The following is a 14,614-nucleotide window of genomic DNA, read 5'->3' as shown; positions in this document are numbered from 1 at the left end:
AATCCAACTTCTGTAGCCGGATAACAAGGAGAACACTGATCATGGCCAACGCTTATGGGTACTCGCCCGAGGAGATGCGTTCGATCGGCAGCCAGCTGGTGACGACGAAGGCGGAGATCTCCGAGAAGATCCAGGCCGCTCTGGCGGCCGTGAACGGGCTCATCGGCTCGGGTTTCACCACGCAGGCGGCGTCGGGCGCCTACTCCGAGCAGTTCAGCCAGCTGTCCCAGGGCCTCACCCAGGTCAACGACGGGTTGGAGCCCCTGGGGAACTTCCTTACGCAGTACGCGGACGCCGTTGTGGAGATGGACACGCAGATGAGCTCGTCGCTGCGGGGCTGAGCCGCTCAGGGTTCCCGGGTGGGCCCTGCTGCTGGTTCCGCGCGAGCGCTACTGGTGGCGGGGCCCCGCCAGCATTGTGGTTCCATTCGTCGTCACTAGGTAATTGGAGGCGTTGACATGAGCGGCGAGACGATGATCATCGAGGTCGACACGATCGCGGCCCTGGGCTCCAGCGCGGGCACGATCGCGACAGAGTTCGAGGGCGCGAACGCGGAGTCGGACACGATCGCCGGGGCCGTGGGGCACTCCGGGTTGTCGGAGAGCGTCCGCGAGTTCGCCCACGGCTGGGACGACAAGCGGAAGAAGATGACGGAGGCCCTCAAGGCCATGTCGCAGGCGGCCACTGCCGTCGCGGACACGTGGAAGGACTTCGACAAGCAGGGCGCGGACGCCCTGCGCGGTGAGGGCGGGCAGTCGGGCGGCTGACAGCCGCGGGCAGCATCGGTTCAGGTATTTCGAGTGAGTGGAAATGGAGGCGTGTGATCGTGCGTCCGGTTGATTGGTCTGTGGTGGGTTTTGAGTCGGATCCTGTTCCGGGGGATCCGGTGGTGGTGCGTGCGGGCGGGACGGATTATGTGGGGGTGGCCGATGCTATCCTGCGGTGCGCTGATTCCCTGCGCGCTCTGGACGCCGGGGGGTCGCGGGGGTCGGAGGCGGTGGAGGCGCTGTTGGAGACCCGTGACGACATCCTGGAGAAGGTGGAGGTCGCCGAGGGGCGCTACCGCGCGGCTGGCAACGCGCTGGTGGAGTACGCGGGGGCGTTGGAGCGGGCGCAGACGGATTCTGTGAACGCCCTGGCGGCGGCGGAGTCGGCCCAGCAGGACGTGGACGAGGCCGTGGGGCGGGCAGGGCGTATGCGCGAGAGCGCGGGCGAGTACCCGTCTGAGGGGGAGGGGGCCGACGACCGGGCCCGCTACGAGCGGGCCGCCTCCACCGCTGACTCGGATGCCTCCGCTGCGCGGGCCAGGGTGCGGGCCCAGCGGCAGGTGATCCTTAACGCCATGAGCGAGAGGGACACCGCGGCGGTCAAGGCCATGAACGTCATCGACGGCGCCAGTGACGATGGGCTGGGGGACTCGTGGTGGGACGACTGGGGCTCGAAGATCGTCAAATGGGTGGCGAAGATCTGCGACATCGTCAGCGCGATCACGGGGCTTTTGGGGTTGTTGGTGTGTTGGATCCCGGTGATCGGGCAGGCCCTGGCGGGTGTGTTGTTCGCGATCTCGGCGATCACGGGGGTGGTCGCGGCCATCGCGCACGTCGCACTGGCCGCCACAGGGGAGGAGTCGTGGACCGAGGCGCTCATCTCGGTGGCCTTCGCCGCCCTGGGCTGTCTGGGCCTGGGCGCCATGAAGGGCGTCGGGAGGTTCATGTGCAAGGCCATGGCGAGCCGGGTCGTGCAACGGGTCGGCCGCGCCTCGGCTGCGTACATGGCGAAACTCGCGGGGATGACCAAGGGAGCCATGGGGACTGTGGGAGGGATGCGGAGGCTCCGGGTGCTTCGTTTCGCTGGCCGCATCGGGATGCGCACCCTGCTGCGCCCCGGGGCGTGGGCGCGGATCAAAGCGGCCAACAAAGCGAACAACGCTGTGGGCCGCCTGGGCGAGGAAATACTCCTCATCAACTCCACGGCACCAAAGGTGAATTTTCGGATGGGGCGGTACGTTGCTGGAGCGACGCATGGTCGCGAGCCGGATTTGTTCTTCCGGTTTCCTGGATTTAAGAATCCAATCTTGGGCGACGTGAAGTACTGGCAAAATCTAGGCTACACACCACAGCTCCGAGACTTCAGCAGAATCGCTGCCCAGGATGGCGCTGGAGGGGTGTTCCACATTTTTTCTCCAGAGTACTACACGCGGTTGAGGGGCCCTTTGCAAGCCCTTGCGCGGGGAGCAGGCAATGGGGGTAACTTCGTATTTCATTCCTTGGAAAACGTGCTCGGCGTCCGCGCGGTCGCACCGGTGATTGCGGGTGCCGGACTGGGACACGTCACTAGATAGGCAGCGGCGGTTCTTTTACGAGAGGTGATGGCATGTCGAATGTTGTGTGTTTTGATGTTTACGGTTCTCGTCCGGTGACGGCCGCTGATGTGGAGGCGGCGTTCGGCGGTGGCGCGGGCGTCGTGCCACGGCTGGGGAGTTCTTTCCGGGTGCGTGTGGGGGAGTGCGTGTTCGAGTTGCGGGACTACCCTTCCACCGATGATGAGGCCTTCGTCCGCTGGTTGGCGGACAGGCACGGGCGCGCGGGGTTCGCGGCGTTGCACGGTGCCGAGGTCGATGGCGCGTACCTGGAGCCCGACCGCTACGGCGGCCTGGGTGAGAGGGTGAGGGCGGGGTTCGAGGCGCTCGCCGAGCGGATCGACGGCATTGTCGTCGTTTTGGACGAGGGGGCGGGTGAGTACACGGATCCCACAAGCGGGGAGGTGTACAGGTTCGCGGAGGCCGAGCCCCCAGCCGAGGGCGGGCGAGCGGCTTTGGCGCTGTCGTGGTTCGGGATCGTGGGGACGCGGGAAGCTGATCCACTGCTCGGGTGGATTGACGTGTGCCGTCAGCGGTGGCCCGCGCTTTCCCCCTCGGTCTACAGGGACGAGGTCCGCCGGCCGCTCACCGACGGCCTCATTGACGCGCTTTCCCGCCCCGGGAACCAGCACTCGTGCCCCTCGCTTCTGGGTGACCGGGTGTTCGGGGAGGTGGACTTGTCGCTCGCGACGACACTGCCGGAGGGCAGTGACGATTGCGTGATCGATCCTGCGGGTTTCTACCGCGTGTCGTGCAGGGCCCTAGTGGACACCGTCGAGCAGAAGATGGGTGTGGAGGCGTTCCGCGATTTCTTCACGGCGATGTCCCGGCAGCTGCGCGCCGAGTTGGCGGTGTGCCAGGTCGTCGACGGCTATGCGTCCGATGGGGGGCTGGCGCAGTGGGCGCCGGGGGCGGACGCCACTGACATCGTTCGCACGGACAGGAATAGTGGTGTGGTGTTGGGTTTGCCGGTGGTGCCGGTGTGGTGGGTGTGGTTGGGCAGTGGGTACGCGGAGGCGGCCAGTGGGTTCCTCTCTTCGGGGGCTCCGTCGTCGTGGCGGGTGGTGCCCGGTGGGGGCGGGGGCGTGTTCGTCGAGACCTCGCCCTCCCCGGTGGCGCACGCGGAGGCGAGGCGCGGGGGGTGGTTCCCCAAGGAGTTCCTGCCCCGCAAGCGCCTGTTCGGGCGCGGCTGGGAACCCGCCCGCACCCGCCCCCAGTGGGCCAGCAGCTGAGCGGAGCCCGGAGAGGCTGCGGCTTGGGCGCAACCTGGGACAGGGGCGGCCCACCAGCGCGCGTCCGGACGGGTGCCGCTACTCGGGCATTGGCAACTGCACGACGCGCACCTTCCCGGAATGGACGTAGACGCCCCTGCCCAGCGGGTAGTCGGAGCGCTTGAGGCGCGGGAAGTCCACCTTGAACAGCACGTCCCCGTCCATGGGGTTGGGTTGCATGACGATGCCGTGCCGGGCGTTTCGCACCTCGGCGATCAACGGCCAGCCCGACGACCATCCCGAGGTCTCCTGCTCGGCGACCACCAGGTGCCCGTTGCGGCGCAGCTTCTTCACAATGTCCAGGACGGGGGCCTCGGCAGGGGTGCCCACCAACTCCGAGAGCGCCTCGACGACCAGGACGACATCGGGGGCGTCGTCGTCAGCGGCCGCGTTCTCCGCGATCTCCTTGACGGGCGCCAGCAGGGCCGCCACCTCGTCGACCCCGCGCGCGCTCGCCCGCCACAGCCCCAAGTCGTGGACGCGCGAGCGGCGAGGGCCGATGAAGTACAGGGGGAGCGACGGGCGCCACTGGTGCAGGGCCTGGACGACCGACTCGATCGCGCTGGTGCGGCCGCTGCCCGGCATCCCCCCGATCGACAGCGCGCCCAGGGGCGAGAAGGGCAGTGGGGCCAGATCCTCCTCGCCGATGCCCAGCACGGGCATTCCCGCGATGGAGGCGGGGACATCGCTGCGCGCCACCAGGTCGGCGAGGCGCTCGACGCCCTCCGCGGGTGCCACCCCCGCATCGCGCATCCTCTCGGCCAGCTTCGCGAACGCCGCCGCCTGGCTGGGGGCGCTGGAGGAGCCGGAGGGTATCGCGACCTGGAGCTCGTTGACGCCCCCGGAGAAGACCGCGCGCCCGGGCGGTGCCTCGACCAGGACGTTCTTGGGCACGTCGAGCGCCAAGTACCCGTTCTCGTCCGCCTGGCGCAGCACGAGGCGCGTGTGGACGTTCGCCGCCAGCGAGGAGGGCAGTGCGCCCGGGCGGTCCGCAGTGAGGATGACGTGGATCCCCACGCCCCTGCCCTCGGCGAGCAGGCGGGTGAAGTTCCCGTAGGCCTTCAGGGTCGCTCCCGTTCCCGTCTCGTAGGCGTCGCGGAACGCGGAGAAACCGTCGATGAGCAGGAGGACGCGGGCCTCGTCGGGCTTGTCGGCGCTGCGGCGGTACTCGGCGATGGAGTCGGCGTGGGCGTCCGCGTAGCGCGTTGCGCGGTCGTCGAGCAGCTCGACGAGGCGGCGCAGCAACCGGATAACGCGTTCGGCGTCCGAGCCGTCGATGACTGCCCCCACGTTCGGCAGAGAGGAGAGCATCGGCAGGCCCGCCGTTGAGAAGTCGAGGCCGTAGATGTGGGTCCGCGCCCGGTCGGACAGCGCCGAGGCCGCGTAGGCGAGCGCGCGCAGCACCCCGGACTTCCCGGAGCCGCCGGTTCCGTACACCGCCAGGTTCCCGTCCGTGTCGGGCGAGTAGCGGACGGTGTGCTGGCTCTGGTGCGCGGGGTCGTCGATGACGCCCAGCGGAAGGGCGTTGGGGTCGCCGCCCCCGTCGGCGGCGAGCACCCGGTCCATGTCGTAGCGGGCCTCCAGCTCCGGCAGCCAGGGGCGCCGGGGGGCGGGCAGGCGGCAGGCGCGCGCCGCGTTCGTGATGGAGGCGACGATGCGGGTGATGTCGGTGGGGCCCGAGTCCTCGTCGTCGTGGGCGGCGGCGGGGCGGGGGATGTCCCACGCGGTTCCCGGTCCGAAGGCCATCGTCTCGATGTCGATGCGCGCCGCGGTGGGTGCGTCGGATGTCCTGCCGCCCGCGTACCCGGTTTGGAACAGGGAGATGCGGCCCGGGCCCGTGCGCACGGCGCCGCGCCCGGGGATCCTCGGGTCGAACTCGCTGGCCAGGGGGGAGTCGATGACATCGGTCGAGTCGATCTCGTCCGCCATCCGAAGGGCGACGCGCAGCGCAGTGTTAGCGCGGAGGTTGCCCTTGATGACGCCCGCCGGGCGCTGCGTGGCCAGGATGAGGTGGAGCCCCAGGGACCGCCCGCGCTGCGCGATATCGATCATCCCGTCGATGAACTCGGGGACCTCTTGGACCAGGGCGGCGAACTCGTCGACCACGATGACCAGGGACGGAGGGCACTCCGGGTCGTCCGTGGCCTCCAGGGAGACGAGGTCCTTCGCGTTCTTCGCGTTGAGCAGGTGCTCGCGGAAGGTGAGCTCCGCGCGGAAGGACGTGAGGGCGCGGCGAACCAGGTGGGGGGAGAGGTCGGTGACCAGGCCGACGCAGTGCGGCAGGTTCACGCAGTCGGCGAACGCGGAGCCCCCCTTGTAATCGACGAAGAGGAAGGTGACGCGTCGGGGGCTGTGGGCGGCCGCCATCCCCAGCACCCACGACTGGAGGAACTCCGACTTGCCCGCGCCCGAGGTGCCGCCGACCAGGGCGTGCGGCCCCTGCGAGCGCAGGTCCAGGGAGAAGTCGCCCAGGGGCCCCTGCCCGACGAGGGCCTTGAGGGTGCGCGGCGCGCGGGAAGCGGGCGCCCCGGCCCCGGGCAGCGAGCCGTCGTCGCGCCAGCGGCCGACGGTCACTTGGGGGTCGTCCGCCAGTTCCACGCCCGCCAGCGCCAGGTACGAGACGGCCCGCGGGATCCCGGACTGGTCGAGGACGGGGGCCCCGGCGTCCTCGATGGGCGACAGTTCGAGCGCGAGGCCCGTGGCCGTCACAGGGGGCAGAAGCTCCAGGGAGGCGATGGGCGTCGTCTGGCGCTGGGTCGTGAAACCCGCGGTGGCGCTGGTCCCGTGGACCACCAGGTAGGCGCGGCAGGCCGCCGGCAGTTGGTTCTGCGCGTCCGCCATCCACACCAGGTGGACGCCGACCCCGGGCCCGTCCTCGGCGATGGACACGAGGCGCCCGCGCTCCACGGGGGCGTCGTTCTCGACCAGGACGACGATGCCGGGCAGGTTCGCCCGCGCCTCGCGCCTGCTGGCGACGATCTCCTCGAGCTGGCCCACCAGGGCCGAGGCCGTCGCCTGCGCGCAAGCGAGGTGGGGGCCGGGGATCGGGGAGTAGGGGGAGTCGACGTGGGGGAGCCACGTGAGGTAGTTCCACGCGGCGCTGGACTCCTCCGAGGCCAGGGCGGCGACGACCAGCTCGGCCGGGGAGTGCAGGCACGTGAGTTGGGCGACGTAGCCGCGGGCGACGGGCAGGCGCTCCTCCCTGGGGCCCGCGACGCCGAGGTTGTCGCATTCGCGCAGGGACGCCGTGATGGGCACGTCGTCGACGAAGCGCGCGGACTCCTCGACCCCGAGCAGGAGCGACCAGGTCTGCTCGTCGGCGCCGCGGCGCGGCGGCATCTTCAGGGTGTTGCGCGAGGGCGCGCGCCCGTAGCCCAGGGTGACGCGCAGGAACGAGTCGTCGTCGGGGTGGCGGTACCACAGCAGGGGCGTTCGCCCGTATGCGGCTTCGATCGCGCGTTCCAGAGCGGGGACCTCCTCGCGCCGCTGGTCGTGCTCCTCGTCGAGGGCGTTGGTGATGGAGATCCGCAGGTCGTCGAGGGCGGTCTGGAATTTCTCGACATCGGCCTTGTGGGCGCGTTTGCCGGACATCTTCGATTCGAGGGCGGTGCCGACCATCATGAGGGGGCTCATGGCGAAGAAGAAAATGGTCATGACGTTGCGGAAGACCAGGAAGGAGACCACCCCCATGAGGAGGGGCGCCAGCGCCATGAGCGGGGAGAGCCTGCGTCCCGCGCTGGGGGCCCCGGGGGGCTCGGGGGCCTGGAGCTCGCGGCCCTCGTAGTCGACGCGCACGTGCGGGGACCGGTTGAAGGGGATGCCGGGGCCTCCCGGCCCCCCGGGCTGGTTGGGGGTGTCGACGACGAAGACGGTGGCCCCCGCCTGGACGGGCGTGCGCCCGGAGAGGTCGGCGGAGTCGAGGCGCTCGCCGTCAATGGTGATCCCGTTCGCCGATCCGAGGTCGTCGATCCGTGCCCCGGGGCCGATGGTGATGCGCGCGTGGCGCCGGGACACTTCGCGGTCGGTGAGGGCGATGTCGCACTCGGCGGAGCGTCCGAGGATGTTGGGCCCGGGGTGCAGGGGGAAGGACTTGCCCGAGTCGGGGCCGCAGACCACGCGCAGGCGGGCACCGCCGTCGGGGCCGCGCCCCTCCGCCCCTTCGCCGGGGATAAGGCGGATGCGGTGCCCGGAATGCAGCGGGGTGTCGAGGAGGAGGGAGGCGGGGGGCAGTGCGCGCAGGCGGGCCCCGGCCCCGTCGATGATCTCAACGGCGAGGGGGGAGTGCTCGGGAACGGGGATCCCCGTGCGCCCGGACTCGATGGCGCCCGCCAGGTCCGCGACGGTCGCCGTGGCCTCGGTGGTCACCAGGATGGGCACGGTTCCGCCGTTGGCGCTCAGCTCGAATTTGAAGCGCATTCATCCCTCCGAACGGTCAGGGAGCCTCCGGGGGTCCCGTCGGCCCGTTGTGTGTTTTTGGGCTCTGCCGGTGTCGTTCGCTGAAAATATATGTTTCCATAGTATTTGGCAATCGGTCAGGATTATGTTCATCGCATCACAACCACCGATAGGTGCGATGACGATTGGCGGATGGGGGAGACATGCTCGAACGACCTTGGGGAGCGCTGAGGGGCACCCGGAAGAGGACTGCGGCCGCACTGTGCCTGGTGCTGGTCGGCTGCTTGGCGGTGCTCCGGCCGATGGGCCCGGCGAGTGCCGACGCCCCGACCCTGCAGCACGTCAGTGTGACCCTCGACGGATCCTCGGCCGTCACCAATGTGGGACTGGCCTCCATGACGAAGAACCCCAGCGGCGCCGTCACCGAGTACTCCGACACGATCGAGCCGCAGGAAGCCGTCCAGAACCTGCCGGTGCGCATCCGCACCACGTGGTCCCACGACGGCCAGGTCGGCACCGACCTGGCCCTCCTGGCCGGGAAGTCGGGCCGTTTCGCCATCCAGTGGTTCGTCGAGAACCTCACGGCGAAGCCCACCGAGGTCTCCTACGAGTCCAACGGCGTGCGCTACAGCCAGACCGAACTGGTGGGCGTGCCCATGACCATCGCCGCCCACGCGGAGGTGTCCGGAGGAGCGGTCGTCACCGCCGCGGACGAGCAGGGCGCTGTGTCGGACGGGAGCGTGCTGGCGCTCGACTCCGCCACGACTTCCGTGCAGTGGGCGGCACTGCTCGCTCCCCCCGCCCTGAGCCCCACGACTTCATTCACCCTGGTCGTCGACTCCTCCGACTTCCAGGTCCCCCAGCTCTCCCTGTCCACCATCGCCGGGATCACGACCGACCCCTCGCTGGCGGGCCTGCTGCGCGGCGCCCTCGATCCGGGCACGGCGCGGGGCGTCAGTGAGCAGCAAGTCCTCGACACCGTGGGAAAGGCCACCACGAGCCTCGGAGAGGCCCGCGAGTTCGTCGATAAAGTGCACTCGGCGCTGCGCACCGACGTGTCCACCATCGCGGACGGCACCTACGCGGACCTGCGCTCCAGCTCCAACCAGGTCGCCTCTCACCTGCGCACGACCGGCTCACAACTGGAGGCCATCGGCACATCCGCCGAGTCGGCGGTGGGCGGAGCCACCCAGGGCGTGCGCGGGAGCCTGAGATCCCTGGTCGACTCCTTCGCCTCCCTGCTCGGCACGAACTCGGACCCCGCGCTCACCCCCTCCTCCGTGGACGGGTGCTCGCTCACCCTGCCGGGGCTCGCGGAGGGGGAGGAGCGGACGGTGTCATCGACCTTCGCCCTGGTGAACGCCCAGATGGAGGCGCTGGGCACCGTGCTCACCCCATCCGAGGAGAACGACTCGTGCAGGGACGCCATCGTGGCCGGCCTGCGCGCCTCCATCGGGGACCCCGCGGTCTTCGACGGCGGCGAGCAGGCGCGCGCGTGCGAGGAGGCGGACGCCTCGACGGCCTCGCTGACGTGCGCGCTCCACCTGCTCGACTCCGACGTGGGCCAGAGGCTCCAGCGCCTGAACACCCTCGCGGAGGCGGCGGTGACGGGCTACGAGGGCCTGGGGACCAACCAGCTCATGGACGTGCTGCGGGGGCGCACGGGCCTGGCCAGCCAGCTCGGCAGGCTCTCCGAGCGTGTGAAGGCGCTGCAGGACGCCGACCCGGACGCGGGCGCCGCGCGCCCCGTCAACGAACTGGCCGCGGACAACGAGGCGGCGATCAGCGCCGTCAAGTCCGCCACCGCCTCCCTGGGGTCGGCGTCCAACTGGTTGGACTCCGTCGACGGCGTGCGCGGAGCCCTGGCCACCGCGTTGAACGGCGACGGGGCGGACCAGGGGCTGATCGCCCAGCTCGACGCCCTCGCGAACTCGACGGAGGGCAGTGCCTCCGTGGGGTCCTGGTTCCTCTCGTCGAACACGCCCGCCGCCATCGACTCCATCGTGGGGCAGCTGGACGCCCAAGGAACGCGGTGCAACGCGTCGTGGGCGCAGGGGCTCACCAGTGACTCCAGCGCGGACGCCATCGTCGCCGCACTGGGCGGCCTCGACCAGCAGGACTGCCCCGCCGCCCAGCTGGCCCGCTCCACCGCGTCGATGGTGGAGGGCTACGCGGCGACCGTCGGGGCCATCCAGTCGCTGCGCGCCTCAGCGGCCACCGCGCGCGACAACGCCCAGCAGATGAACGGGCAGCTCACCGCCCTCAACGACGCCGTGGCCAAACTGCGCGCGTCGATCGGCTCGGGGGAGGAACTGGCGAACGCCCTGTACGCGCTGTACGACGAGCGCGTGAGCGCCGACCACCCCGACCCCACCGGAGTCCTCGTCGAGGTCCGCGCCCTCCTGGCCGACATCCGCGGCGGCGTCCCCGACCAGCGCGCGCAGATCCGCCAGATCGCCACGATCGTCAACGGGATCTGGCCGGACTCGTCGGTCATGCCCCTCACCAACCCGCTGGAGTGCCCGGCGGACGACGACGCGGGCACCGCGCCGGGGGCGAGCGGGCAAGCCGTCGTGTGGCTGGCGAACCGCTCGTACTGCTCGAACACGGACCTCGGCGCTGCGCTGGGATCCCTGAAATCGGGGATCGACGGCACCAGCGACTCCTCCCACCAGCTCATCGCCCAGGGCAAGGACCGCGCCACCGGCGCCCTTGACGGCGCCGTCAACGGCATCGACGCGCTGGGGAGCCAGCTCCAGAGCGGGATCGCCGCCCAGCGGGAGCAGTCCGACGGCGCCACCAGGCGCATGATCGACGAGGCGGGCGCCCGGTCGGACGAGAGGCTCGCCCAGGCGCTCGGCGACCTGGACACGTCGATGAACGCGACCCTCACCGGGCTGCGCGACGGCCTGGGCGACGCCGCGGGCCAGTCCACCACCGTCGCCTCCAGCCTGGAGCACCAGTTCGAGGTGCTCCTGCTCAACCTGGGCCAGCCGGGCACCAACTCCCGCCTCGGCCTCATCGGGAAACTGAGGGGGATCACGACCGACATCGGGGCGACGGGCGACGTCCTGGACCAGTCGAGCGCCTCCGTGGGCGCGGTCGCCCACTCCCGCGCCGCAGCGCTGAGGCGGGCGAACCTGAGGGCCGCCGCGTACTCGCTGGCGGACGGCCGCCTGCAGGAGTACACGCCCTTCAGCGGGGGAGCGGGGCCCACGACGACGATCATCACCTACACGATCGGGGTGTCGAAGTGAAGCGCCCCCGGTTCCCCATCGCCCTCCTGGTACTGGGAGTAGCGGCCGGGACCGCGGCGTGCCGCCCGGGCGGCGGCTCCTCCCAATCCGATCCGGCCGCGCAGCCCGCTGCCCTCGTCGACGCCGCCCTGCACCACTCCCTGCCCGCGGACGCGCCACTGTCGATAGGCGTCCTCATCGGCCCCACCGAGGGGAGGGGGTCCGAGTTCCGGCCCCTCATCGAGGGGGCGAACCTGGCTGCCTACCGCTTCGGACTCGGGGGGACGCCAGTGGACCTGCGCGTCGCCCTGGACGACGGCACGCCCTCGGGCGCCACGGACGCCGTCCGCTCCCTGCTGGACGGGGGCGTGGGCGCGATCCTGGTGGAGTCCCAGGCCGACGGGCACCTCGACGCTGCGCTCGCCGAGGCGTCCGCAGCGGATTGCGCGGTCGTCATGGCGTACTCGCAGGCCGGGGCCGACGGGGTGTGGAGCCTGGCGCCCTCCGCCGCGGGAGTGAGGGCGGCGATCGACCAGACCCTCAGGGACGCGCGCCTTTCCAAGCCCTACGTGGTCACCGGGGCCCAGCGCCAGGGCCCGGTCGAGGGCATCGCCTCGGGCTCCGCAGCCGACCCGCGGGCGCAGGCCACTGCGGTCAAAGAGCGTTTGGACAACCGCGAGATCGACTCGGTCGTGGTCGCCGCCTCCGCAGACGAGGCCGCTGCCTTCGTGACCGCGCTGGAGACCGCCCTCGACGACCCGCAGACCCTGGTCTTCCTGACCCCGGAGGCGATGACGCCGGCGTTCGGGGACGCGGTCACCGCCTCGGGGGCATCGGAGGGGCGCCTGGTCACAGTGGGCCGCGCCCCCGCTGAGACGACGGCCCTCACCGCGGGAGAGGCGGGCGACGCCGCCTCCGCCTTCTACGCGGCGATGCGCATGGCGGCGGCGGACCCCCAGTGCGAGAACATCTACAAGGACGACGCGTGCGCCACGTCGATCCGCAGCGCCGACGCCACCAGCCACGACGCGGTCGTCGCCCTGGTCCGGGCGGCCGAGGCCGCGCAGTCCTCCAAGCCCGCGCGCGTCCGCGCCGCCCTGTCGGCCCTCACCGTCTCGACCGGGCAGGGACTGGCGGTGGGGACGTTGGACTTCCGCTCCTACGAGGCGGTCCCCGCCTCCGAGAGGCGCCTCCTGCGGGCCACGGCCTCCGACACCGGGTTGGCCCCCCAGTCAGGCGGAGCCGTCCCGACGCTCCACTGGTTCGGGCAATGACCCGCGCAGGGGGAGCCCCGCTCGGCAGCCGCTACACCCTGGAGGAGCCCATCAGCGCGGGCGCCATGGGCGAGGTGTGGCGGGCGCGCGACAACCGCAGTGGCGGACAGGTCGCGGCGAAACTGCTCAAAGAGCACCACGAGGACGATCCGGAGGTCATCGCCCGTTTCATCAACGAGCGCAAGCTCCTTCTCGCGGTGGACCACCCCGGTGTCGTGGGCGCCAGGGACATGGTCGTCGAGGGGGACACCCTCGCGATCATCATGGACCTGGTCGAGGGGCCCGACCTGGCGGCGCTGCTGCGCGAGCACGGGCCGTTGGCGGAGGACCGGGCTGCGGCTGTGGGCACGGGCGTCCTCGGCGCGCTCGCGGCCGCCCACCGGGCGGGCATCGTGCACCGGGACGTGAAACCGTCCAACGTGCTCATCACCGATCCGGACGCCCCCACCGCCGCCGGCGTCCGCCTCGTCGACTTCGGAATCGCTGCTCTGGCGGCACAGGAACCGGACAGCGAGCGCGTCGGGACTCCCGCCTACATGGCGCCGGAAGTGGACGCGGGCGGGCGCGCCACCCCTGCCGCTGACGTCTACTCCGCAGGAGTCGTCCTCTACGAGATGCTCTCCGGCGCGCCACCCCGCGCAGCGGCCGGGGCCGACCACGGCCGGGCGCCGCGCCTGCCCATCGATGACGCGCTGTGGGACCTCGTCGCGCACATGCTGGCCGAGGACCCGGACGCCAGGCCGAGCGCCGCCGCCTGCCTGCGCGCCCTGAGGCGACTGGCCCCGCCCGGCGCGGCTCCCGGCGCGGATGGGCCGCCCGGGGCCGACGACGAGTGCTGGGCGCCCTCAGCGGCCCCCGCCGATGCGGACACCGGGCGCGCTGCGGGCACCATCCACGACGAGATGACGATCGTGAGCTCCCGCAAGCGCAAGCGCCCCGCCGCAGTCGAGGACGAGGCGCCCGGCGTCGACCTCGTCGAGCCCGAGGGCGACGAGACGATCCTGAAACCAGGTTTCCACCACTACGTCGTGGGGCCCGAGCCCGCGGACACGGGAACTGCGGAGGCGAAACCGAAGCGGTGGATCCTGTGGTGCGCCGTGGCGGCCGTGTGCGCCATAGCCGTCGGCGCGGGCGCGTGGATGTGGCTGGGCGGGCGCTCGGGCACTGCGGACGACGACCCCTACGCCGGCCTCTCCATCGGCGACGCGAGGACCACTGGCGACTTCTCGGCGACGGGACTGCGCGTCGATACGAGCGCCACATGGGACAAGGACGCGAAGAGGACCATCCTCACGCTCACCTACTCCGTCGCCCCGAAAGTCACGGTCTCCGGCGAGGTCCTGGTGGTGCTGCCGGGCGTCCAGGACGGCAAGTGTGCCACCCCGGCGGACACGAAGAGCGCCCTCCAGCCGATCAAAGCGTCGACCGATGGGATGAGCGTCCCGTGCGGCTACCGCGTCGTGCTCGCCCCCGTGGCCTACGGCCAGCAGCAGGTCGTTTCCCTGCCCGTGGACCTCGACCTGGTCGGTGAGGACGGGAGTGCGCCCGCGGACTACTCCCAGTGGCTGGCGTCTGTGGACTCCGCCACCGCGTCCGCGTTGTCCACGATGACGGGCACCCGCTTCCCCCTGCAGAGGGTCACGGGCATATCCGTCAAACCCGAGTCGGTGAGCCTGGACGGGACGGAGGCGACGCCGGTCCCCTACACGGTCACCGCCAGGTGGAACGGGAAAGCGGACGGGACGACGGAAACGGACCTCGTCTCCTCCGAGACCCGCGATGGCGCGGAGATCCAAGCCCTCCTCGACCTGACGGGCGGACAGGGCCTGGACGGGCTCACCCTCACCACGTGCTCGTCCGCGCGGGTCAGCGGGACCCGGGTGCTGGCCGAGCAGCCCACCGACTCGTGCGACCTCGAGGCGCAGATCGGGGGACTGTCCTCCCCGAAGGCATCCTTCCAGGCGCGGATGCGCAACTCGTAGCGGCCGAGTGGCCGACGGCGCCCCGCGCCCTGCGCCGCACGCCCAACGCGCGGGCACTGGCGCCCGGAGCGAAGACCGATGGCCCCTCCTGCCCGGT

The 14,614-nt window shown here is 71.2% G+C and carries 8 protein-coding genes; 7 read left to right on the top strand and 1 reads right to left on the bottom strand.

Annotated features, from left to right (window positions below; all coding sequences use genetic code 11):
- Nucleotides 1-41: 41 nt before the first annotated feature.
- From G447_RS0100725 to G447_RS0100710, 4 genes are all read left to right on the top strand, one after another.
- On the top strand, nucleotides 42-341 hold the full coding sequence (locus G447_RS0100725; RefSeq protein ID WP_026429669.1) for a WXG100 family type VII secretion target: 300 nt from the start codon (nucleotides 42-44) through the stop codon (nucleotides 339-341).
- A gap of 117 nt (nucleotides 342-458) precedes the next feature.
- On the top strand, nucleotides 459-767 hold the full coding sequence (locus G447_RS0100720; RefSeq protein ID WP_026429668.1) for a hypothetical protein: 309 nt from the start codon (nucleotides 459-461) through the stop codon (nucleotides 765-767).
- Between the two features lie 155 nt (nucleotides 768-922).
- Complete coding sequence (locus G447_RS0100715; protein WP_131295635.1) at nucleotides 923-2,341, top strand: hypothetical protein; 1,419 nt, start codon at nucleotides 923-925, stop codon at nucleotides 2,339-2,341.
- A gap of 167 nt (nucleotides 2,342-2,508) precedes the next feature.
- Nucleotides 2,509-3,591, top strand: coding sequence for a hypothetical protein (locus G447_RS0100710; protein ID WP_131295633.1), 1,083 nt, complete (start codon nucleotides 2,509-2,511; stop codon nucleotides 3,589-3,591).
- 78 nt (nucleotides 3,592-3,669) lie between these two features.
- Here G447_RS0100710 and G447_RS0100705 read toward each other — a convergent pair whose 3' ends face one another.
- A complete protein-coding gene (locus G447_RS0100705) occupies nucleotides 3,670-8,046 on the bottom strand; it encodes an FtsK/SpoIIIE domain-containing protein (protein WP_026429665.1) in 4,377 nt (1,458 codons plus the stop codon).
- Between the two features lie 182 nt (nucleotides 8,047-8,228).
- On the opposite strand from G447_RS0100705, the gene G447_RS0100700 reads away from it, so the two are divergent.
- The 3 genes from G447_RS0100700 to G447_RS11645 are packed head-to-tail and all read left to right on the top strand — an operon-like array spanning nucleotide 8,229 to nucleotide 14,517.
- Nucleotides 8,229-11,282, top strand: coding sequence for a hypothetical protein (locus G447_RS0100700; protein WP_026429664.1), 3,054 nt, complete (start codon nucleotides 8,229-8,231; stop codon nucleotides 11,280-11,282).
- Nucleotides 11,279-12,535: a type 1 periplasmic-binding domain-containing protein gene (locus G447_RS0100695; RefSeq protein WP_026429663.1), complete on the top strand. Its 1,257-nt coding sequence runs from the start codon at nucleotides 11,279-11,281 to the stop codon at nucleotides 12,533-12,535. Before G447_RS0100700 ends, G447_RS0100695 begins: the two co-directional genes overlap by 4 nt.
- Nucleotides 12,532-14,517, top strand: coding sequence for a serine/threonine-protein kinase (locus G447_RS11645; RefSeq protein ID WP_051226166.1), 1,986 nt, complete (start codon nucleotides 12,532-12,534; stop codon nucleotides 14,515-14,517). Before G447_RS0100695 ends, G447_RS11645 begins: the two co-directional genes overlap by 4 nt.
- Nucleotides 14,518-14,614 lie beyond the last annotated feature (97 nt).

Source organism: Schaalia georgiae DSM 6843 (assembly GCF_000429245.1).
In the GTDB taxonomy this organism is placed as follows: domain Bacteria; phylum Actinomycetota; class Actinomycetes; order Actinomycetales; family Actinomycetaceae; genus Pauljensenia; species Pauljensenia georgiae.
This window is presented reverse-complemented; position numbering and strand designations above follow the sequence as displayed.

What these genes read in the sequence shown, in the direction of transcription:
- G447_RS0100725 (WP_026429669.1), top strand. Translation starts at nt 42, where the DNA reads ATGGCCAACGCTTATGGGTACTCGCCCGAGGAGATGCGTTCGATCGGC.
- G447_RS0100720 (WP_026429668.1), top strand. Translation starts at nt 459, where the DNA reads ATGAGCGGCGAGACGATGATCATCGAGGTCGACACGATCGCGGCCCTG.
- G447_RS0100705 (WP_026429665.1), bottom strand. Translation starts at nt 8,046, where the DNA reads ATGCGCTTCAAATTCGAGCTGAGCGCCAACGGCGGAACCGTGCCCATC.
- G447_RS0100700 (WP_026429664.1), top strand. Translation starts at nt 8,229, where the DNA reads ATGCTCGAACGACCTTGGGGAGCGCTGAGGGGCACCCGGAAGAGGACT.
- G447_RS11645 (WP_051226166.1), top strand. Translation starts at nt 12,532, where the DNA reads ATGACCCGCGCAGGGGGAGCCCCGCTCGGCAGCCGCTACACCCTGGAG.